At 68.9% G+C, this 20,242-nt stretch carries 18 protein-coding genes; 13 read left to right on the top strand and 5 right to left on the bottom strand.

What is annotated here, in order from left to right:
• Nucleotides 1-9: 9 nt before the first annotated feature.
• Genes ACYVO6_RS31860 through ACYVO6_RS31845 form a run of 4 tightly spaced genes read right to left on the bottom strand, consistent with a single transcriptional unit; the run spans nucleotide 10 to nucleotide 2,112 of the window.
• On the bottom strand, nucleotides 10-390 hold the full coding sequence (locus ACYVO6_RS31860) for an RRQRL motif-containing zinc-binding protein (protein WP_461067221.1): 381 nt from the start codon (nucleotides 388-390) through the stop codon (nucleotides 10-12).
• Nucleotides 390-1,253 carry a protein spdB gene (locus ACYVO6_RS31855; protein ID WP_461067219.1) on the bottom strand — a complete coding sequence of 288 codons (864 nt, stop codon included), beginning with the start codon at nucleotides 1,251-1,253 and terminating at the stop codon, nucleotides 390-392. Before ACYVO6_RS31855 ends, ACYVO6_RS31860 begins: the two co-directional genes overlap by 1 nt.
• Nucleotides 1,250-1,849, bottom strand: coding sequence for a hypothetical protein (locus tag ACYVO6_RS31850; protein WP_461067217.1), 600 nt, complete (start codon nucleotides 1,847-1,849; stop codon nucleotides 1,250-1,252). Before ACYVO6_RS31850 ends, ACYVO6_RS31855 begins: the two co-directional genes overlap by 4 nt.
• A complete protein-coding gene (locus ACYVO6_RS31845) occupies nucleotides 1,846-2,112 on the bottom strand; it encodes a DUF6284 family protein (RefSeq protein ID WP_461067215.1) in 267 nt (88 codons plus the stop codon). Before ACYVO6_RS31845 ends, ACYVO6_RS31850 begins: the two co-directional genes overlap by 4 nt.
• Nucleotides 2,113-2,891: 779 nt before the next feature.
• Between ACYVO6_RS31845 and ACYVO6_RS31840 the strand changes: the two genes are divergently transcribed.
• Together ACYVO6_RS31840 and ACYVO6_RS31835 are read left to right on the top strand one after the other, a co-directional pair.
• On the top strand, nucleotides 2,892-3,674 hold the full coding sequence (locus ACYVO6_RS31840; RefSeq protein ID WP_461067213.1) for a GntR family transcriptional regulator: 783 nt from the start codon (nucleotides 2,892-2,894) through the stop codon (nucleotides 3,672-3,674).
• A complete protein-coding gene (locus ACYVO6_RS31835; protein WP_461067211.1) occupies nucleotides 3,671-4,258 on the top strand; it encodes a GNAT family N-acetyltransferase in 588 nt (195 codons plus the stop codon). Before ACYVO6_RS31840 ends, ACYVO6_RS31835 begins: the two co-directional genes overlap by 4 nt.
• 423 nt (nucleotides 4,259-4,681) lie before the next feature.
• Here ACYVO6_RS31835 and ACYVO6_RS31830 read toward each other — a convergent pair whose 3' ends face one another.
• The gene (locus ACYVO6_RS31830; protein ID WP_461067209.1) at nucleotides 4,682-5,830 is read right to left on the bottom strand and encodes a right-handed parallel beta-helix repeat-containing protein; all 1,149 of its coding nucleotides are present in this window, start codon (nucleotides 5,828-5,830) and stop codon (nucleotides 4,682-4,684) included.
• Between the two features lie 1,439 nt (nucleotides 5,831-7,269).
• Between ACYVO6_RS31830 and ACYVO6_RS31825 the strand changes: the two genes are divergently transcribed.
• The 11 genes from ACYVO6_RS31825 to ACYVO6_RS31775 all read left to right on the top strand — a co-directional run bounded on the left by ACYVO6_RS31825 (nucleotide 7,270) and on the right by ACYVO6_RS31775 (nucleotide 19,929).
• Nucleotides 7,270-7,884, top strand: a complete 615-nt coding sequence (locus tag ACYVO6_RS31825; protein WP_461067207.1) for a glycosyltransferase — start codon at nucleotides 7,270-7,272, stop codon at nucleotides 7,882-7,884.
• Nucleotides 7,862-8,602 carry a glycosyltransferase family 32 protein gene (locus ACYVO6_RS31820; protein WP_461067205.1) on the top strand — a complete coding sequence of 247 codons (741 nt, stop codon included), beginning with the start codon at nucleotides 7,862-7,864 and terminating at the stop codon, nucleotides 8,600-8,602. The genes ACYVO6_RS31825 and ACYVO6_RS31820 overlap by 23 nt, the downstream gene beginning before the upstream one ends.
• 486 nt (nucleotides 8,603-9,088) lie before the next feature.
• Entirely contained in the window at nucleotides 9,089-9,973 is an 885-nt protein-coding gene (locus tag ACYVO6_RS31815) for a DUF2797 domain-containing protein (protein WP_461067203.1), read from the top strand.
• 53 nt (nucleotides 9,974-10,026) lie between these two features.
• Nucleotides 10,027-10,377 (top strand): antibiotic biosynthesis monooxygenase family protein, encoded by a 351-nt coding sequence (locus ACYVO6_RS31810; RefSeq protein WP_461067201.1) that lies wholly within the window; start codon nucleotides 10,027-10,029, stop codon nucleotides 10,375-10,377.
• A gap of 127 nt (nucleotides 10,378-10,504) precedes the next feature.
• Nucleotides 10,505-11,332: an amidohydrolase family protein gene (locus tag ACYVO6_RS31805; RefSeq protein ID WP_461067420.1), complete on the top strand. Its 828-nt coding sequence runs from the start codon at nucleotides 10,505-10,507 to the stop codon at nucleotides 11,330-11,332.
• Nucleotides 11,333-11,454: 122 nt separating this feature from the next.
• Nucleotides 11,455-12,195 (top strand): response regulator transcription factor, encoded by a 741-nt coding sequence (locus ACYVO6_RS31800; protein WP_165260512.1) that lies wholly within the window; start codon nucleotides 11,455-11,457, stop codon nucleotides 12,193-12,195.
• Entirely contained in the window at nucleotides 12,192-13,802 is a 1,611-nt protein-coding gene (locus ACYVO6_RS31795; RefSeq protein WP_461067199.1) for a sensor histidine kinase, read from the top strand. Before ACYVO6_RS31800 ends, ACYVO6_RS31795 begins: the two co-directional genes overlap by 4 nt.
• 14 nt (nucleotides 13,803-13,816) lie before the next feature.
• Nucleotides 13,817-15,244, top strand: coding sequence for a bifunctional glycosyltransferase family 2/GtrA family protein (locus ACYVO6_RS31790; RefSeq protein ID WP_461067197.1), 1,428 nt, complete (start codon nucleotides 13,817-13,819; stop codon nucleotides 15,242-15,244).
• On the top strand, nucleotides 15,241-17,367 hold the full coding sequence (locus ACYVO6_RS31785) for an ArnT family glycosyltransferase (RefSeq protein WP_461067195.1): 2,127 nt from the start codon (nucleotides 15,241-15,243) through the stop codon (nucleotides 17,365-17,367). Before ACYVO6_RS31790 ends, ACYVO6_RS31785 begins: the two co-directional genes overlap by 4 nt.
• 145 nt (nucleotides 17,368-17,512) lie before the next feature.
• On the top strand, nucleotides 17,513-19,009 hold the full coding sequence (locus ACYVO6_RS31780; RefSeq protein ID WP_461067193.1) for an MFS transporter: 1,497 nt from the start codon (nucleotides 17,513-17,515) through the stop codon (nucleotides 19,007-19,009).
• Between the two features lie 161 nt (nucleotides 19,010-19,170).
• Nucleotides 19,171-19,929, top strand: a complete 759-nt coding sequence (locus ACYVO6_RS31775) for a TetR/AcrR family transcriptional regulator (protein WP_461067191.1) — start codon at nucleotides 19,171-19,173, stop codon at nucleotides 19,927-19,929.
• The last annotated feature ends 313 nt before the right edge of the window (nucleotides 19,930-20,242 follow it).

Raw genomic sequence — 20,242 nt, 5'->3', positions numbered from 1 at the left:
TGCCGCAGGTCAGGAGGCGGCCTGGTCGGGGTAGGCGCACAGCACGCACATGCCGAGCGAGCGCGGTATGCAGTAGCTGTAGGTGATCTGGCACTTTGGGCAGGTGCGGCGGGCGAGCATCGCCAGGGCAAGCGCGCCCCACTTGCGCGAGGTCATCGGCCGCACCGGCTTGGCCAGCTCTTCGCGGTAGAGGTAGGCGATCCGCACCCCGCTGGCGCGCCGGTTGACCCGCATCACCTGCGCGGCGATCGGCTGACCGCCCGGACGCAGCCCACGGGCGCGTAACTGACGGCGGGTCGCGAGACCGTCCGGGGCCAGCCGCCACGGGTAGGTGGGCACGCCGTGCAGTGCGCCGGTGGGGTCGTAGCACTTGCCGAACGCGCCGGACATCAGGCGGCCACCCGCTTCCATGCGGCCCGAAGACGGACCTCGGAGGCGGAGTGTCCGGCCGCGCGGAAGCGGGTGGCCATCTCGCGGTAGGACAGGGCCGGTACCTCGCTGTGCCGGATCTCGTCGACCAGCACGTCCAACGCCTGATCGGTGAGCGCGGGTGCCGCTTCCAGCGGGAGCGCTGCAACCGGCTCCATGGGCCCCCAGACCGGAAGCTCCCAGCGGGGTGTGACGCCGGGTGTGACGCGGCTCGTCACGCTGGTCAGCGCGTGGCCGGTGTCCTCGCCATCCCGCGCCGTCTCCAGCGTCGACCACGCGTCGGCCAGGGTCTCGGCGGTCTTGGCCTGGACGCGTGCGACGCGGGCTCCGGCCTCCGTCACGGCCGTCAGCCGGGTCTCCTCGGTGGCGGCCTCAGCCCGCAGCCGGGCACGGGCCACGGCCGCTTCGTCGCGGGCCTCCTGCTGGATACCCCGGATCGCACCGAGCGCGGTCGGGGTGAGCGCGGTGCGCTCCCACAGTCCGTGCACCAGCCACAGCGCCTTGGCCGCGATGGGCAGCCACGCGACGGCCAGCCACGCACCGGCGGAGGTCTCGGCGCTCAGCGCGTGCGCCACCAGGACACCGGCCGCGACCAGACCGAAGCACCAGCCCACGGCGGTCACCGTGCGGCTGTGGTCGCCCTGTGCCGCCAGACGGCGTTCGTAGGCGAGGGTGGCCAGCCATCCCCCGTCGATCCCGAGACCGACGACCACGGCAACGGGCCACGGCACCGCCGTGCCCAGCCACATCACGACCACGGCCAGAGTGAGAACCATGGACACCGCCGTCATCGCCACGGCGGGCAGAACGGTCTTGGCGTTCATGCCGCGCCCCCCTCGATGGAGGGGTTGACCGTGCCGATCAGGTCGGCGATCTCGTCACCGGTCAGCACGGTGCGTTCGTCCATGGCGTGCGCCACGGTGCGGATCTCGCGCCACAGGTAGCCGACCTTGCGGCGGGCCATGCCCTGCACCATCCCCCACGACTTGCCGCCCTGCGGGGCGCGGTCGCGTCCGAGGCGGTAGCCGAACTGGGCCAGGATGTCGATGGCGTGCTCGCGGTCGTGTGCGGAGTCGCAGGCGGCGGCTCGCTCCGGCGTCCACAGCCCGTACGCCATCAGGTAGTTCACCTGCGTGATCTCACCGGCCGCAGCCTGCGCGGCGAAGTGCCACGGCGACGTGTGCAGCGCCTGCCACGCGGTGTTGCCGGTCAGGCGCATGCGGTCGGGCCCTACCTGCCAGGCGATGACCTCGGAGGTGATGACGCGCATGCCATAGGCCATGGACAGCACGGCGTGACCAGCCTCGTGAAAGGCCATGCCCAACCGGGCCTGCTCGTAGCTCAGCGGCATGTCGAAGACGGGGCGCGGCCGGCCGGTGTGGTCGGTCAGCACCTCGGGGGCGGGGGCCATGGTCCTCATGCGCCCACCCCGCTCAGGTCGCGCGTGCGCCGGTTGGTGAGCGCCCGACGGGCGGCCAGCACCCGGCGGCGGGCCCGGCGGATACGCCGCGCGTCCAGCTCCGTCGGCGTGCGGTCCAGCGTGATGATCTGCGCGTCCAGCAGCTCGACTTCCGCCTGGATCAGCGGCATCTCGTACGCGATCGCGTCCAGCTCCGCGAACGTCGGCTCGCGGTCGAAAACGTCGGCGGTAACAACCGCCTGAACAGCACCGATGTGCTCCATGGGTCGTGGTTCCCTTCACAGGTGGAACGGCCCGAAAGCGGCCCCGGAGTTGCACCTCCGGGGCCGCGCGCCGTTGAAGTCGGATCTCCGACTCCCCGCGCTCCCGCCCGTACGTCCTCACGCAGTGCGCGGAACGGACGGGCGAGAGAGGCAGCCGGCCGCAGCACGAAGGGCTGCGAAGCCAGGAATCGGACCGGTCAGGAGTGGTGCGGCACCGCCGGCCGGTCCGTGACGGACGGCGCCTTGGTATGTCGTCGGCCCACGCCGACCTCCCGCAGGTAGCAGGGACAGGGCTTCACCGGTCCGCCGTTGCCACGGCCGACCGGTCCCGAGCCGGAAGAATCGGGCGCGTCATCGTCACTGCTCTGACGCCAGCAGGGCAGCGCGCACCAGGTGGATCCCAGAGGCTGACCTCCAGTGATGAAGGGATGATCCCCAGGGGTCTCCAGAGCTGGCACGCGGGACAGGACACGTTCACCTGCCACGAAGTGGCTGCCTGCGGCCATCACCCGGGCCGCCACGGGGACAGGGCTCACGCCCCGTCGATCTCTAAACGCACTGTTGAGTTCTCAACCAATGCGCGCTCACTTCGTACTCACCCCTGCGGGCTTTCCTCCGGGCGCTGTCAGTGCAGGCGGGCACACTCAATGGTGTTGCACCGCTTGCTCAACTTGTTGGTACAAGCTGATGCAGTGATGCTGCACCCACGGAAGGTGAGCCGTCAAGGGGGTTCGGGCCACATGTACCAACAAGTTGCGCGAGTGCGTCATGATGAGGGCATGAACAAGCAGCCGAAGTACCGGCAGCTAGCCGACGTCCTGCGCCGTGAGATCAATGAGGGCAAGTACTCGAAGCCGGGCGAAGACGGGCGACTGCCCTCGGAGAAAGACCTCTCAGAGCGCTTCGGCGCGTCCCGTAACACCGTGCGCTCCGGGCTGAACCTGCTGGTCGCTGAGGGGCTGATCACGTCCAGTCAGGGACTCGGGTACGAGGTCCGGTCACATGAGGTCTTCGAACTCAATGCGTCCCGATTCGAGAACCTGAACTTCCCGAACAACGGCGACGCGTACAACACCGACGTCACGAACGCTGGCCGACGGCCGCACCAGACGTTCCGAGTCGAGATGCTGCCCGCCTCAGAAGAGATCGCCCGGCGTCTGAAGGTGGAGGCGGGAGCCAAGACCGTCCTGCGGTTCTGCCACCGGTACGTGGACGACGTGCCATGGTCCACGCAGGCGACCTACTACCCGGCATGGCTGGTCGAGGAGGCGCCACGCCTAGCTGAGCCAGGGGACATCGAGGAGGGGACTACGAGGTATCTGGCTGCCCGTGGAACCGAGCAGATCGGGTACTTCGACGAGATCGCCACGCGCATGCCGACCCCGGATGAGGCACGCCTTCTGGAGATCGGCGCTGGTGTTCCAGTGCTGCTCTGGACCCGAACGGGCTACTCGGCAGACCGGCCGATCCGATGCACCATCACGACCTTCCGGGGTGACCTGAACCGGATGAACTACGAGATCGGCGAACTGTCCGCCCGAAGCGAGAACGAGCCTCAGTGAGAATCTTCCCCGCCCAGCCGAACGACGTCTCCAAGCTGCTGACCTTCCGTGAGGAGGCCGCATCATGGCTTTCCCGTCTCGGCACCGACCAATGGCAACGGCCCTACCCCGCTGACCGCCTGTTGGCCACGATTGAGGCGGGCACCGTCTTCATGGTCATGGATGGCGAGACGACTGCGGCAACCATCACGCTCACGCCGGAAGCCGAACCAGGGCTGTGGACAGAGCAGGAACTGAGCGAGCCGTCCAGGTTCATCAACAAACTGACCGTGGCGCGCACCCACGCCGGCCAGAACCTCGGGGGGCGGCTCCTTGATTGGGCCGGAGACCGTGCGTACCGAGACGGGGCGAAATGGCTGCGGCTCGATGCGTGGACCACGAACGAACCGCTTCAGCGGTACTACCTCCAACAGGGCTTCGAGTACGTGCGCACGGTCCGTGAGGGCGACGCGGTGAATGGAGGTCCGCGTGTCTCCGGTTGGCTCGCGCAGCGTCGCGCCGCACCCGCTGACCATGGCTTTGAGGTGGCTACGGCGACGTCATTTGGGACCACCGAGGCGTCTCGAAGCGGCCCCGATCTGTGAAGATCGCCTCCCGTGAAGGTGGCCTGGAATGGCTCCACTTGGCCCTTCTGGCTCGTCATTCGTGGGGCCAGTTCAGGTCGTCGCGGTACAGGCTTCACGAATTGGGGCCCGCCGGAGGCGCCTTGGTGGAGCCGGAAGAGCACGCCGCAGCCACGCCGAACGCTGAGTTCGATCGGGTGTGCGTCTCGGCCCTGTCGAGCGGCCACTCCGTTACGTGACTCCGGCCATGCCGAGCCGCCAGATTCCGGGCTCATCCGCCGTCGTTGGTGTCAATCGTGGATGTCACCACGTCGCCTCGTCGGCTTCCCGGCCGGTTCCGCCTGATGGGTACCGGGGGCACCCGGGACGGGATCCCGGGTGCCCTGCGGGCCGCTGGTGCGCTGCGGTGTGCCGGCCGGGGGCTGCCGGCGGGATGTGGGGAGGTCAGCCGGTGCAGCCGGGGACGCTGCCGGGCGGGAAGCAGTTGTCCGGGGTGTTGTCGCGCACCGTGGAGCGGTTCAGCGTCACCGTGCCGCCGTCGTTGTAGATGCCGCCGCCGTTGCCACTAGTGGTGTTGCGCTTCACCGTGGAGCGGTTCAGCGTCATCGTGCCGAAGTCGTCGTTGAAGATGCCGCCGCCGTTGCGACTAGCGGTGTTGCGCTCCACCGTGGAGCGGTTGTTCAGCGTCACCGTGCCGGCGTTGAAGATGCCGCCGCCGATGCCGAGGTCGCTGGATGTCGCCGTGTTGCCCTCCACCGTGGAGTGGTCCAGCGTCACCTCGCCGCCGTTGAAGATGCCGCCGCCGGCGCCTTCCGCCGTGTTGCCCTTCACCGTGGAGCGGTTGTTCAGCGTCACCGTGCCGCCGGCGTTGTTGACGATGCCGCCGCCGCCGCCGTCGGATTTCGCCGTGTTGCGCTCTACCGTGGAGCGGTCCAGCGTCACCGTGCCGCCGTTGGTGTTGACGATGCCGCCGCCGCCGCCCCCGCCTTCCGCCGTGTTGCCCTTCACCGTGGAGCGGTTGTTCAGCGTCACCGTGCCGGCGGCGTTGTAGATGCCGCCGCCGCTACCGAGGCTGCTGGATGTCGCCGTGTTGCCCTCCACCGTGGAGTGGTCCAGCGTCACCGGGCCGTTGAGGTTGTAGATGCCGCCGCCGCCGTCTTCCGCCGTGTTGCCCTTCACCGTGGAGTGGTCCAGCGTCACCGTGCCGCCGGCGTTGTGGATGCCGCCGCCGAGGCGGCCGGCGCCGTTGGTGATGGTCAGGGTGGTCAGCCGCACCCGGACGGCGTTGGTGACCGTCACGGTGGAGCCGGCCTGGTTGCCGTCGAGGACCGCGCGTTCGAGGCCGATCAGGGTCAGGTCTTTGTTGATGGTGAAGGGGCCGGTGCAGGTCCCCTTCACCCGCAGCGTCGCCCCCGGTGGAGCGGCGGTGATCGCGGGCTGCAGGGCTCGGGGGTTGTCCTTGCAGTTCACCACGGTGCCGTCCTTGGCCGTGGCCGTGGCCGGGACCGCCCCGGCCACGCCGACCGCCCCCGCCGTCACCACCACCATCGCCGTCGGCACCCACCGGCGCCACACCGCCCGGGCTGTTCGCATGAACATCCATCTCCTCCTGTCCGGTGCGCGGGCACGTTCGCGCCCGGCTCTCGTCCTTCTGTAAAGGGGCGGCCTGGATGCCCCAACGCCAGGCATGGTGCCCCGGCCGGGCGAAGCCGCCCCGGAGGCGGCCGCGGCGTCCGCCGAACGGCCGAGGCCGGTGACCGGTACGGCCCACAGAGGGCGTTAAGCGGGCGGCAGCGACAAGTGGTGTCAGCTCCCACGTACAAAACCAAGCAGTTCACCGCGACATGACCGGTGTCGCCGTACGGCTGGCTGCGGCGTGCTCTTCCGGCTCCACCAAGGCGCCTCCGGCGGGCCCCAATTCGTGAAGCCTGTACCGCGACGACCTGAACTGGCCCCACGAATGACGAGCCAGAAGGGCCAAGTGGAGCCATTCCAGGCCACCTTCACGGGAGGCGATCTTCACAGATCGGGGCCGCTTCGAGACGCCTCGGTGGTCCCAAATGACGTCGCCGTAGCCAGCTTTGAGGACGCCACCGTCTGACATCAATCGCTGACATCAACGTCAGCGCACACACAGACACATCGGCGCACGGTTGGTGGGGCGGAAGTGAGTGCATCCAGCCGCAGCAGACGGCCCAGATGGCACGCGCACCCGCCTACGGATCAGAAGGTTGCAGGTTCGAATCCTGCCGAGTGCACTCGGAAGTACCAGGCCAAGGCCCTGATTCCTCTTCGGAGGGTCGGGGCCTTCGTCGTGATCTCTCACAATTTCTCACATCCGCTGTTGATCTTGCCTGGCTGAGCAGCTCGGCGAGCTTGTCCGAACCCGCCTTCAAGGACTGCGGATCGGGGTGCACGTAGGTCCGCTTCGTGGAGCCGAGGTCCGCGTGACCGGCCCCCGCCGACACCACCGTGTCGGGCACGCCGTCAGGTCGATGTCCGTCCACCGCACGCCGCAGACCTCGGCGGGGCGCGGCCCGATCAGCGACAGCAGCATCACCGTGTACAGCCGGTCCGAGACGACGTGCGCGAGGAACGTCCTGACCTCGTCCTCAGTCCACGGCTTCTTTCGAGGGTGGGGGCGCGTCCCGGGCGTCGTGACGCCGCGGAGATCCACCCGAAGCCCTTGGGCGCGGGGAATGGACTCGGGGAAGCCGTACATCGCAGACGGCCACTGCTGTCCGTCTGGTACGAGCGCCTGCCCGAACCACCCAAGACCCGCAGGGCCTGCCTTTCGGTGGCCCTTGGGAGGACACCCGGGAACGGGTGAGCCAGGGCGACATGAACAACGAGTGCTTCGACGTACCGCAGATGTCCTGCGAGCCCTGATGCATCTCGGCGCCGAAGCGTTCCCGAAAGAGGTTACCGATAGACCAACTGTTCGAGAACAAGATGGTAAGCAAGCCCAACCATTACACCAACTCCCCGGTCTAGCCCTCAGTTAGCTGGATGAGACGGAGATACGGGGACGTATGCAGATTTCCTCAGTGTTACGCAATGATTACGGGATCGGGGGCACGGCCCGGACGACGTACAACCTTGCCCAGCAGTACGACGTCGAGATCGCCTCGGTGCTCGGCCACCGCGACGAGCCGGTGTTCCAGCGGAACCCGCGCGTGCGCCATCTAGCCGACGTCCGCGAGGACGGCCCGGGATATGACGGGGACTCCGCAGACCGGGCGCCGGCCCGGGTCTTCCCGCGCGGGGAGGGCCGCTACGGCCAGTACAGCGCGCTCACCGACCGCCGCATCGCCGAGCACCTCTCCACGGTCGAGGTCATGTGCTGCGGCCTGCCCGTCGTCTCCACGGACTGCCCGCACGGCCCGGGGGAGGTCATCGACAACGGCGTGGATGGACGTCTCGTCCAGGTCGGCAACGTCGGGGCCATCGCCGAGGACCTGCTCGAACTGATCAACAACGAGGCGCTGCAGCATCGGATGGCGGGTGCGGCGCTCAAGGACTCCGAGCGCTTCGACCCGGCCGGGATCGCCGAGTGCTACGAGCCGATCGCCGCCGCGCACAGGCGGCCGACTTCTTCAACACCATGGTCCGCTGGGAGGCGCCGTGATCCGCAACAGATTCCGTAGATCCACTGTCAACGTCGTAGATGCCACATCGGCGGACACCACGCAGGCGGGTATGCCCAAACTGATCCACGTCATCTGGATCGGCGAGAAGGCCTTCCCCTACCGGGACAACTTCCGCACCTGGAAGGAGCACAACCCCGACTACCAGGTCCGGCTCTGGACCGACAAGAACCTCCCCGTACTGCACAACCAGTGGGTCTACGACGCCCTCGCCGACCAGCCGCTCGCCATTCGGGCCGACCTTCTCCGCCTCGAACTCCTCGCCCGGTACGGCGGCATCTACACCGACGCCGACTCCTGGTGCACCCGGCCCCTCGCCCCCCTGATCGACGGCCTGCCCCTGTTCGGCATGACCGGCAACAAGGGCAACGTCCAGAACGCCACCCTCGGCACCGTCCGGGACCACCCCGCCTACCGCATGATCGTCCAGGGCGCCGGAGCACGCTACCTCCGCCTGGCCTACCTCAAGCGCAACACGACCGAGAAGTACGAGGTCTTCGACATCTTCGGCACCCGCTACATCACCCCCATACTGCGTTCCTTTCCCGACTTCACCCAGATCGACCAGGGCGCGGTCAGGGGAACCCGCCGCTTGATATGCGTTGAGGGTCAGGACGACACCAGCGAGGCATTCATCGTCCACGCCAACGCAGTCAGTTGGAAGAAGCCGGGCAGCGACAACCGGCTCACACTCACACCGGCCCGCCCCGAAATGTAGAGAGGAAGAAACGGGTGATCACTGTCTCCAGCGCACCATCGGGACATCCTGCATGTCCATGATCGTGGATGAGGGCTGGGACCTACTCGCGGCCACTGGTAGAGCAGATGGGCGCATGGGGTGTGCGCTGGATGCCGGAGCTGCGCCCGGACGAGTTCGACCCCGTGCTGCTGGTGCTCGACACTGGCGGTGCCCGGCGCGGGCGTGCGGGTCAACTCCGTCGGCCCGGCCGATGGAGGCCCTGCGCACTGCCGGGCAGGTCCAGTACCGGGCTCCTGGCGCGTAGCGGTCCAGAACGTGCGGGCCGGAGGCCCTGTCGGGAGATCGACAGGGCCTCCGGTTTTTGCGTTGACCCTCCGGCGTCCGGCGCGATGATCGTTGCAGGCGAGAGGTCCCCGGTGATCCACCGGGGGCCTCTCGCGTCGTTCGTGCAGCTGTGAAGTACGGCAAGGCCGACTGTCAGTGGTGGCCTCTACGCTCGGGGTGATGGCACAGGTGTGGAGATGTACGGGGCTGCGGTGGGGCGTCGACGGGCCCGTGCTCGGGTGGGGTGGTGGGCGGAGCAGTGTGTTGGTGTGGGGGAAGCGGGTGGCGTTTGCGGTGGTCGAAGGGGGTGTGCGGACTTGTGTGGGGGCGCGGGGGAACAGTTGTGCGGTGCGGGCTGTCGTGTCGGGGCGGAGTGTTGGGGCGCAGTGTGAGGAGTGTGCGCGGCTGGAGCGGGCGCACTCCGTTGCCGCCGATACCGTCGCCGATGATCCGCGGCCGTATCACGTGTATCTCGCTTGGTTCGGGAGCGGGATGGTCAAGGTCGGGATCACGGCTGTGGAGAGGGGGGAGGCGAGGCTCCTTGAGCAGGGGGCCGTTGTCTTCAGTTGGCTCGGGCGGGGGCCGCTGATGGCGGCTCGGCGGAGTGAGGAGTTGTTGCGTACGGCGTTGGGGGTGCCGGATCGGATCGCGTACGACGCCAAGCGGGCCGTGCGCAGTGCGTTGCCGGAGGCGGTGGTGCGGGCGGGCGAGGTCGAGGCGCTGCATGCGAAGGCCGTGGGGCTCGGTGGGTGGCCGGAGGCCCTGGAGCGGATGCCGTTCGTGGCCGTCGATCATGCCGGGGTGTTCGGGCTCGACGGGTTGCCGCCGGCTGTGGGCGTGGTGGGTGAGCTCGTGGCGGGGGGTGTCGTGAGGGGGGAGCTGGTGGCTGCCGCCGGGCCCGATCTGCATCTGGCCGGCGAGCGTGGGGTCGTCGTGCTGGATACGCGGCTGATGAAGGGGTGGGAGTTGAGTGCCGCCGGTGAGGGTGAACCGGCCGGTGCGGTGACGGTGCCCGTGCGGGAGTTCGGGGGGTTGCAGGGCGGGATGCAGGACGGGCTCTTCTGAAAGGCGCTGAATGTCGCTGGACGTGGGGCGGGGTGCGCGCCGAGAGTGGGGACATGAGCGATCAATCCAGTGCGCCTGTCGCCGCGCACGAACCGCCGTACTACGCCGTCGTGTTCACCTCCGTGCGGACTGACGGAGACTACGGGTACGGCGAGACAGCCGAGCGGATGGAGGAGCTGGTGAAGGAGATCCCGGGGTTTCTCGGGATGGACTCGGCGCGGACACCGGGCGGGCTCGGGATCACCGTCGGGTACTTCCGGGATGCCGAGGCCATCGAGGAGTGGCGGGGCGACATGGAGCACCGGGCGGCGCAGAAGCAAGGGCGTGAGAGCTGGTACGAGGGCTACACCGTCCATGTCGCCAGGGTTGAGCGGAGCTATGGGTTCCGGCGTGGGCAGGGCTGAGGGGGAGGACGGGGCGGCGGCCGGACCTTCGCAAGAAGGCGGCGACGTCCGGTCGGCTTCAGGCGGCGCTGACGTCCGGTCGGCTCAAGAAGGCGCCGAAGTCCGGCAGTTCTGGGAAGGGCTCGGGCTGCCCGGGCTCGTCGATGTCCACACGCACTTCATGCCCGAGCGTGTCCTGCGCAAGGTCTGGGAGTACTTCGACGCGGTCGGTCCGCTGACCGGCCTTGACTGGCCCATCACCTACCGGAGCGAGGAGGGCGAACGGACCGCCCTGCTCCGGCAGTTCGGCGTGCGAGCCTTCACCGCCATGCTCTACCCGCACAAGCCGGGCATGGCCGAGTGGCTGAACGGGTGGGCCGTCGACTTCGCCCGCCGGACCCCTGACTGTCTGCATACGGCGACCCTGTTCCCGGAGCCGGGCGTGGCGGCGTATGTGCGAAGGGCAGTGGACGAAGGAGCGCGGGTCTTCAAGGCGCACGTTCAGGTGGGCGCGTACGACCCGGCCGATGAACTCCTCGATGCGGCCTGGGGGTTGCTCGCCGAGGCCGGGATACCCGTCGTGATCCACTGCGGGTCCGGGCCCGCGCCCGGCAAGCACACCGGGCCGGAGCCGATCCGGCGGGTGCTCGCCCAGCACCCCCGGCTGCGGCTCGTCGTCGCGCACATGGGCATGCCCGAGTACGAGGACTTCCTGGGCCTTGCCGAGCGGTACGGCGAGGTGCGGCTGGACACGACGATGGCGTTCACGGACTTCAGCGAACGGTTCGCGCCCTTCCCGCGTCGAGCGCTACCCCGGCTGGATGCCCTCGGCGACCGGATCCTGCTTGGCTCCGACTTCCCGAACATCCCGTACGTGTACGCCCATCAACTCCACGCACTGGAGCGGCTCGGGCTCGGGGACGACTGGCTGAGGGCGGTCTGTTACGAGAACGGGGCGCGGCTCTTCGGGCTCTGAGCGTCGCTTCGCGCCCGACAAGGGGCTTCCCAGGCGTTCCCTGAGTGGCTCCTGTGTGTTTCTCAGGCAATTCACAGGTTCCGCCAAGTGAGTTCTCAGAGGCGCACAGCAATCTGTGGGCTATGACCACGACCTCGCCCCAGGGGCGCACCGAACTGCTGAGGCCGGACGGGAGCCCCGTCCGCGTGCTTGTGGTGGACGACGAGCAGTCGATCACCGAGCTGTTGTCCATGGCCCTTCGTTACGAAGGCTGGCAGATCCGCAGCGCGGGTGACGGGACCGGGGCGGTGCAGACCGCCCGGGAGTTCCGGCCCGATGCCGTGGTGCTCGACATGATGCTGCCCGACATGGACGGGCTTGCTGTCCTCGGGCGGCTGCGGCGCGAGCTGCCCGATGTGCCGGTCCTCTTCCTGACGGCGAAGGACGCCGTCGAGGACCGTATCGCCGGGCTGACCGCGGGCGGCGACGACTACGTCACCAAGCCGTTCAGCCTGGAGGAAGTCGTCGCGCGGCTGCGCGGGCTGATCCGCCGCTCCGGCGCCGCCGACCGGCGTTCCGACTCCACACTGGTCGTCGGGGACCTCACCCTGGACGAGGACAGCCACGAGGTGTCGCGCGCCGGGCAGAACATCCACCTCACTGCCACCGAGTTCGAGCTGCTGCGCTTCCTCATGCGCAACCCGCGCCGGGTGCTCAGCAAGGCGCAGATCCTCGACCGCGTGTGGTCGTACGACTTCGGCGGCCAGGCCAACGTCGTCGAGCTCTACATCTCCTACCTGCGCCGGAAGATAGACGCCGGGCGCGAGCCGATGATCCACACCAGGCGCGGAGCCGGTTACCTGATCAAGCCTGCCGCCTCATGAGCGGACGACGACAGCTGCGCAAGCAGCGGCGCCGACAGCCTCGGACGCTGCGGACGCGGCTTGTCGTCGCGTCTGTCGCGTTGATCGCGGTGGTGTGTGCGGTGATCGGTACGGTGACCACGATTGCGCTGCGGTCACATCTGTACGAGCAGCTCAACAACTCGCTGGACGACGCCGCCATGCGTGCGGCCGGCCCCGAGGAGCTGATCGGCAAGGAGCCCCCCGACGGCAAGAAGCCGAAGATGACGCTGTCGGCATTCGTCGAACGAGGTCCACAGCCCATCGGCACGGTCGCCGCGAAGGTCACGGACGGCACCATCACGGAAGCCAAGGTCGGCAAGGAGATCCAGGGCGAGGCCGGGACAACCGACGTCGACGCCGATTCGCTCACTGAGGCTCAGCAGAAGGCCCTCGCGGACGTGCCGCGGGACGGCAAGCAGCACACCGTCGACCTGCCGGGCCTCGGCGAGTACCGCGTCCAGTACAAGGACGGTGCCAACGGCGCGCACTACGTGGGCCTGTCCACCAAGGACGTTTCAGAGACCCTCAACACCCTCATCATCGTCGAGCTCAGCGTCACCGCCGCCGGTCTCGTAGCCGCCTCGCTAGCCGGTGCCACCATCGTGAGCGTCGCCCTCCGCCCCCTCCGCAGAGTCGCCGCCACCGCCACCCGAGTCTCCGAACTCCCCCTCCACAGCGGCGAGGTGACCCTCAACGAGCGCGTCCCCGAGTCCGAGACCGACCCCCACACGGAGGTCGGGCAGGTCGGTGCCGCCCTCAACCGCATGCTCGACCACGTCCACGGAGCGCTGCACGCGCGCCAGGAGAGCGAGACGCGGGTACGGCAGTTCGTCGCGGACGCCAGCCATGAGCTGCGTACGCCCCTCGCGTCCATCCGTGGATACGCCGAACTCACCAGACGCGGAAGGGAAGAGACCGGCCCCGACACCCGGCACGCGCTCGGCCGGATCGAGTCCGAGGCCGGGCGGATGACCGGGCTCGTCGAGGACCTGCTGCTGCTCGCACGGCTCGACGCCGGACGGCCCCTCTCCTACGAGCACACCGACCTGTCCCCGCTGGTCGTGGACGCCGTGAGCGATGCCCGCGCGGCCGGGCGCGAGCACAACTGGCGGCTCGAGCTGCCGGACGAACCCGCGGTCGTGCAGGCCGATGCCGCCCGTATCCAGCAGGTCATGGTGAACCTGTTCGCGAACGCCCGTACGCACACCCCGCCCGGCACCACGGTGACCGCACGCGTGCACCGGCGGGGTTCCTGGGTGTGCCTGGACGTCCAGGACGACGGGCCCGGTATTCCGCCGGATCTGCTGCCGCGTGTCTTCGAACGGTTCGCGCGGGGCGACTCGTCGCGCTCGCGTGCCTCCGGGTCCACCGGTCTCGGGCTCGCCATCGTGCAGGCCGTCGTGGCCGCGCACGACGGGGCGGTGACGGTCGACAGCGTGCCCGGGCGGACCGTCTTTACCGTGCATCTGCCCGCGCTGGCACCCGAAGCGTCCCATTCTCATGAGGCATTCATTTCGGAAACAAATTCGCAAACGTATCCACAGGCACAGCACAGCACCACCACATGGGTGCGACAGGGCGCTTGACGACAGTCGTCGTCATGCGAACCGAACCTTCTCCCGGCTCCCTGCCGGCGCGGGAGCACCTCCCGGCCGGGAATGCCGGTACGCCTGTCCTGGACGTAGTGATCCCCGTCTACAACGAGGAGAAGGACCTCCAGCCGTGCGTGCGCCGACTGCACGAGCACCTCGCGCGCACCTTCCCCTACGCGTTCCGCATCACCATCGCGGACAACGCGTCCACGGACACCACCCCGCTGGTGGCGACGCGGCTGGAGGCGGAGATCCCGGAGGTCAGGTCCTTCCGGCTCGAGCAGAAGGGCCGCGGTCGGGCCCTGCGGGCCGTGTGGTCCGCCTCCGACGCCCCGGTCCTCGCCTATATGGACGTCGACCTCTCCACCGACCTCAACGCACTGCTCCCGCTGGTGGCCCCGCTGATCTCGGGCCACTCCGACCTCGCGATCGGCTCGCGTCTGGCCCGCTCCTCGCGGGTGGTGCGCGGCGCCAAGCGGGAGTTCATATCCCGTACGTACAACCTGATCCTGCGGGGCTCGCTGCAGGCCCGCTTCTCCGACGCCCAGTGCGGCTTCAAGGCGATCCGGCGGGAAGTGGCTCACGTGCTGCTGCCGCTTGTCGAGGACACCGGCTGGTTCTTCGACACCGAGATGCTGGTCCTTGCCGAACGGGCCGGACTGCGCATCCACGAGGTGCCGGTCGACTGGGTCGACGACCCGGACTCGACCGTGCACCTCGTGAAGACCGCGACCGACGACCTGAAGGGCGTGTGGCGCGTGGGACGCGCCCTCGCCACCGGCTCGCTGCCGCTCGACCGGCTCGCCCGGCCGTTCGGTGACGACCCGCGCGACCGCGAACTGACCGGCGTACCCACGGGACTCGCCCGGCAGCTCGTCGGGTTCTGCGTCGTGGGCGCTCTGTCCACGCTGTTCTATCTGCTGCTCTACAGCGGCTTCCGTACGTTCACGGGGTCGCAGTTCGCCAACGCGCTGGCCCTGTTGGTCTCGGCGGTCGCCAACACGGCGGCCAACCGGCGCCTCACCTTCGGCGTCCGCGGCAGCGAGCGGGCGATGCAGCACCAGGCGCAGGGCCTGGTCGTCTTCGGCATCGGCCTCGCCCTGACCAGCGGCTCGCTCGCCGCCCTGAACGCGGCGACGACCGACCCCGCGCACTCCACCGAACTGGCGGTGCTGATCGCCGCCAACCTCGCGGCGACGGTGCTGCGGTTCCTGCTCTTCCGGGCCTGGGTGTTCCCGGACCGGGGCGACGACTCAGCGTCGGCGGTCGTGGCCTCGCACAACCCGGCCCCGCCCGTCTACGCGACGGCGACTCACTCTCCGTACGACAGCTCTCTGTACGACAACGCTCCGTACGACAACCGAACCTGGGGGGACGCGACCATGCAGATGCAGCCGGTGCGCCCGAATGATCACGATTCGAGGAACGCACGATGACGACGACTCAGCCAACTGCCGTACAGGATCCGGTCGTTCCGGCGGAGCCTGCCGCGGCCCCCGAGGACGGCAGTCCCAAGCAGCCCTTCGTACGCCGCCTGTGGCGCGGGCGGTCCGAGGACCACCGCTGGGTGCGGCCCGCGTTCCTCGGCACGCTGCTGCTGATCGGCGCGCTCTACACCTGGAACCTCACGGCCTCCGAGTACGCCAACTCCTTCTACTCCGCGGCTGTTCAGGCGGGCAGCCAGTCCTGGAAGGCGTTCTTCTTCGGCTCGCTCGACTCGGCCAACGCCATCACCGTCGACAAGCCCCCGGCCTCCCTGTGGCCGATGGCACTGTCGGTACGGCTGCTGGGCCTGAACTCCTTCGCGATCCTGTTCCCGCAGGTGCTCATGGCCGTCGCCACGGCGGGTGTGCTGTACGGGGCCGTGCGTCGCCGGTTCAACGCCACGGCCGGCTTGATCACCATGGCGGTCTTCGCGCTCACGCCCGTCGCCGCGCTGATGTTCCGCTTCAACAACCCGGACGCGATGCTCGCGCTCCTGATGGCCGTCACGGTCTACTGCGTACTGCGCGCCATGGAGAAGGCGCAGACGAAGTGGCTGGTGTGGGCGGGTGCCGCGGTCGGCCTCGCCTTCCTGGTGAAGACCCTCCAGGCCTTCCTGATTCTCCCGCCGCTCGCGCTGATCTACGTACTCTTCGCGCCGACGACCCTGCGCAGGCGCGTCGGCCAGGTCCTCCTCGCGGGCCTTTCGATGGTCGTCGCGGGCGGCTGGTGGGTCGCGATCGTCGAACTGTGGCCGGCCTCCTCGCGCCCGTACATCGGCGGCTCGCAGAACAACTCCTTCCTTGAACTGACCTTCGGCTACAACGGACTCGGCCGCATCAACGGCGAGGAGACCGGCAGCGTCGGCGGCGGTCAGGGCGGCGGCTGGGGCGAGACCGGCTGGGACCGCATGTTCAGCTCGAACATCGGCGGTCAGATCTCCTGGCTGATCCCGGCGGCGCTGATCCTGTGCGTCGCGGGCATCCTGCTCACCAGGAAGGCCCGTAGGACCGACACGGCCCGTGCCGCGTTCCTCGCCTGGGGCGGATCGCTGCTGATCACCATGGTGATCTTCAGCTTCATGCAGGGCATCTTCCACGAGTACTACACCGTCGCCCTGGCCCCCTACATCGCGCCGCTGATCGGCATGGGCGCGGTCGTGCTCTGGGAGGAGCGCGGCAAGCTGTGGGCCTCGCTCACCCTGGCGGGCGCGATGACGGCGACCGCGGTGTGGGGGTACGTCCTCCTCAACCGTTCCTCCGACTACCTGCCGTGGCTGAAGTGGCTGGTCCTGGTCGGCGGTCTGGTCGCCGCCCTCGGTCTGATCTTCGTGAACAAGCTCGGTCGTCGACTGGCCATGGGCGTCGTGGGGTTGAGCTTCGTCACCGCCCTCGCGGGCCCGACCGCGTACAGCCTCACTACGCTGAACGAGGGCCACTCCGGCTCGATCGTCACGGCCGGTCCGACCGTCGCGGGTGCCCGCGGTGGCCCCGGCGGCGGCATGGGCGGCGGTCCCGGCGGGGGCGGTATGCCCGGCCAGAACCAGCAGGGCCAGCAGAACGGCAACGGTCGGACGGGCCAGCCGCCGACCGGCGGTTTCCCGGGCGGCGGCATGCCCGGCGGCGGCCAGAACCAGCAGGGCCAGCAGGGTGCCACGCCCGGTGGTCGGGGCGACGGCGGCGGCATGGCCGGCGGTGGCGGCATGGGCGGACTGCTCAACGGCGCGACCGTCAGCGACGAGGCCAAGGAGCTGCTGGAGAAGAACTCCGGTGACTACACCTGGGCCGCCGCGGCCATCGGTGCCCAGAACGCCGCGAGCTACCAGCTCTCCACCGGCGACCCGGTGATGGCGATCGGCGGCTTCAACGGCAGCGACCCCTCGCCCACGCTGGCCGAGTTCAAGCAGTACGTGGAAGACGGCAAGATCCACTACTTCGTCGCAGGCGGCGGCATGGGCGGCGGCAACGACAGCTCCGGCACCGCCTCGCAGATCAGCGAGTGGGTGCAGGAGAACTTCAAGGAGGTGACGGCGGGTTCGTCCACCTTCTACGACCTGACGCAGCCGACGAGTAGCTGACGAGCAGCTGACGGTCCGAGGGGCCCGCGAGGGCGGTGACCGAGGCGAGAGTGCCTCGGTCACCGCCTTTTCGTGTTGTACGGCGTATGGGAGCTGTTCTACGGTGTACGGCGACGACCTCCCGTACGCCGTAGAAGGGGCCCGCATGACGGCCGCGACGACCGCCGAGACCGCCCAGGCACCTCCTCAAGGACACCCCCAGCGCTGGCTGATCCTCTGCGTGATCATGCTCGCCCAGCTCACCGTGCTGCTGGACAACACCGTCCTCAACGTCGCGATCCCCTCCCTTACGGACGAGTTGGGCGCGTCCACCGCCGACATCCAGTGGATGATCAACGCGTACTCGCTCGTGCAGTCCGGACTGCTGCTCACGGCGGGCAGCGCCGCCGACCGCTACGGCCGCAGGAAGATGCTCGCCGCGGGCCTTGTCCTCTTCGGCACGGGCTCGCTCTGGGCGGCCTTCGCCCAGTCGTCCACGCAGCTCATCGCCGCCCGTGCGGGCATGGGCATAGGCGGCGCACTGCTGATGACCACGACGCTCGCGGTCATCGTGCAGATCTTCGACGACACCGACCGCGTGAAGGCGATCGGCATCTGGTCGACCGTCAACTCCCTCGGTTTCGCGGCCGGTCCGCTGCTCGGCGGATTCATGCTGGACCACTTCTGGTGGGGATCGATCTTCCTGATCAACATCCCCGTCGCGCTCATCGGCCTGGCCGCGGTCATCAAGCTGGTGCCCGAGTCCAAGAACCCGCAGGGCGACCGCCCCGACCTCCTGGGCGCGCTGCTCTCGACGATCGGTATGGCCTCGGTGGTCTACGCGATCATCTCCGGGCCAGAGCACGGGTGGACGTCGGCGCAGGTCCTGGTGGCCGCGGTCGTCGGCGTACTGGTCCTCGGCGCGTTCACGCTCTGGGAGCTGCACGTCCCGTACCCGATGCTGGACATGCACTTCTTCCGCAACCAGCGCTTCATCGGCGCCGTGGCGGGCGCGATCCTGGTCGCCTTCGGCCTCGGCGGCTCCCTCTTCCTCCTCACCCAGCACCTCCAGTTCGTCCTCGGTTACGAGCCGTTGGAGGCGGGCCTGCGGCTGGCGCCCCTCGCGGTGACCGTCGTGGCCCTGAACCTCACGGGCGTCGGCGCGAAGCTGCACGCCAAGCTCGGCACGCCCGCGACGATCGCGGCCGGTATGAGCATGCTCGCCGGAGGTCTCGCGGTGATCGCGCTGCTGGGCGGCGACGACTACAACGGCATGCTGGCGGGCCTCGTCATCATGGGCGCGGGCATCTCGCTCGCCATGCCCGCCATGGCCAACGCGATCATGAGCGCCATCCCGCCGGAGAAGGCAGGCGTGGGCGCCGGGATCAACGGCACGCTCGCCGAGTTCGGCAACGGCCTCGGCGTCGCGGTCCTCGGCGCGGTCCTCAACGCCCGCTTCGCCGCGCTGATCCCGGTCGCCGCGGCCTCGCTTCCGGCCGCGCTCGCCTCCGCGGAGTCGGCGGGCCAGCGGGCGCGGATCATGGACGCCTTCTCCTCCGGTCTTGAGACCAGCCAGCTGGTGGGAGCCGCTGCCGTACTCCTCGGAGGACTGCTGGCGGCCGAGTTGCTGCGGCGCGCGGTGGGGGTACCACCCAGACATTAAGTACTGGGGGAGGGCGGACTCGGTAGTGGCTGCGTAACGATGTCTTGTGGAGGCACGCATAGCATCAGGGCAACAGCGATACGCGCTGATACGTGCTGTGTATCTCGTACGCGTTGTGCAGCTCGTACGCGCTGTGTAGCGAGCTCCGAGGAAGGTGCGCCATGGTGAGGGCAGCCGACCGGGCCAAACGTCCGGCGCGGACCAGCGTCTGGCTGGAGGGCAGGCAGCGGGCGGCCCGCGGCGGTCAGCCGTCCGGGCTCGACCGCGACCGGATCACTCAGGTGACCGTGCGGCTCCTCGATGCCGAGGGGCTGGCCAAGTTCTCCATGCGCCGGCTGGCCGCCGAGCTGAACGTGACGGCGATGTCGGTGTACTGGTACGTGGACACCAAGGACGACCTGCTCGAACTCGCCCTCGACTCGGTCTTCGGCGAACTCGAGCTGCCCGACCCGGAGTCGGGCGAGGACTGGCGCGACCAGTTGCGCGCGCTCGCGAGTGGCTACCGGGCGCTGCTGGTGCGCCACCCCTGGGTGTCGCCGCTCATCGGCAGCTTCCTCAACATCGGCCCGCACTCGATGGCGTTCTCGCTGTGTGTGCAGCAGGTGATGCGCAATACGGGGCTGCCGGCGCACGGGCAGATGGGTGCGATCGCGGCCGTCTACCAGTTCGTGTACGGGTTCGGGACGATCGAGGGGCATTTCGTGCAGCGGTGCGCTTCCGCGGGCATGACGCAGGACGAGTACTTCCACCAGGCCATGAGCACGATCCGTTCAGAGCCCGAGTTCGCCAAGAGCTTCGAGAGCGCTACGGATCTCATGGAGGCTCGGGGTGGTGACACGGTGGAGGAGATGCGGGAGCGGGACTTTGCGTTTGCGTTGGAGTTGCTGGTGGTGGGGATCGAGGCGATGACGCTCCGCTGAGGGGGCGGTTTTTGGGTGCGGGTGCGTTGTGGCTGGTCGCGCCGTTCCCCGCGCCCCTTTGGGTCCGGTGGGTGGGTGCGGGGCCGTGGGCCGGTGCGTCAGCCCGTCGCAGGCCGGGCATACGGCCCTTTGCTGGTACACGGTCCTGGTTCTCCGAGACAGAACCTAAGCGACGGGCATACGACGCACCGGCCCACGACCCCTCCCGCCGGTGGGAGGGTGCGGGCACGTGGGGGCTTGGGGCTGGCTGGAGCCGCAGGCTTTTTAGGGGCGCGGGGAACTGCGCGACCAGCCACAACGGGCCCGTAGCCGC

It is taken from the genome of Streptomyces pseudoechinosporeus (genome assembly GCF_054783935.1).
The sequence above is the reverse complement of the archived record's forward strand: the minus strand, read 5'-3'. Positions and strand labels throughout refer to the sequence as shown.

What these genes read in the sequence shown, in the direction of transcription:
- ACYVO6_RS31790 (WP_461067197.1), top strand. Translation starts at nt 13,817, where the DNA reads ATGCGAACCGAACCTTCTCCCGGCTCCCTGCCGGCGCGGGAGCACCTC.
- ACYVO6_RS31780 (WP_461067193.1), top strand. Translation starts at nt 17,513, where the DNA reads ATGACGGCCGCGACGACCGCCGAGACCGCCCAGGCACCTCCTCAAGGA.
- ACYVO6_RS31860 (WP_461067221.1), bottom strand. Translation starts at nt 390, where the DNA reads ATGTCCGGCGCGTTCGGCAAGTGCTACGACCCCACCGGCGCACTGCAC.
- ACYVO6_RS31815 (WP_461067203.1), top strand. Translation starts at nt 9,089, where the DNA reads ATGGCACAGGTGTGGAGATGTACGGGGCTGCGGTGGGGCGTCGACGGG.
- ACYVO6_RS31845 (WP_461067215.1), bottom strand. Translation starts at nt 2,112, where the DNA reads ATGGAGCACATCGGTGCTGTTCAGGCGGTTGTTACCGCCGACGTTTTC.
- ACYVO6_RS31800 (WP_165260512.1), top strand. Translation starts at nt 11,455, where the DNA reads ATGACCACGACCTCGCCCCAGGGGCGCACCGAACTGCTGAGGCCGGAC.
- ACYVO6_RS31850 (WP_461067217.1), bottom strand. Translation starts at nt 1,849, where the DNA reads ATGAGGACCATGGCCCCCGCCCCCGAGGTGCTGACCGACCACACCGGC.
- ACYVO6_RS31840 (WP_461067213.1), top strand. Translation starts at nt 2,892, where the DNA reads ATGAACAAGCAGCCGAAGTACCGGCAGCTAGCCGACGTCCTGCGCCGT.
- ACYVO6_RS31830 (WP_461067209.1), bottom strand. Translation starts at nt 5,830, where the DNA reads ATGCGAACAGCCCGGGCGGTGTGGCGCCGGTGGGTGCCGACGGCGATG.
- ACYVO6_RS31825 (WP_461067207.1), top strand. Translation starts at nt 7,270, where the DNA reads ATGCAGATTTCCTCAGTGTTACGCAATGATTACGGGATCGGGGGCACG.
- ACYVO6_RS31855 (WP_461067219.1), bottom strand. Translation starts at nt 1,253, where the DNA reads ATGAACGCCAAGACCGTTCTGCCCGCCGTGGCGATGACGGCGGTGTCC.
- ACYVO6_RS31785 (WP_461067195.1), top strand. Translation starts at nt 15,241, where the DNA reads ATGACGACGACTCAGCCAACTGCCGTACAGGATCCGGTCGTTCCGGCG.
- ACYVO6_RS31775 (WP_461067191.1), top strand. Translation starts at nt 19,171, where the DNA reads ATGGTGAGGGCAGCCGACCGGGCCAAACGTCCGGCGCGGACCAGCGTC.
- ACYVO6_RS31810 (WP_461067201.1), top strand. Translation starts at nt 10,027, where the DNA reads ATGAGCGATCAATCCAGTGCGCCTGTCGCCGCGCACGAACCGCCGTAC.
- ACYVO6_RS31795 (WP_461067199.1), top strand. Translation starts at nt 12,192, where the DNA reads ATGAGCGGACGACGACAGCTGCGCAAGCAGCGGCGCCGACAGCCTCGG.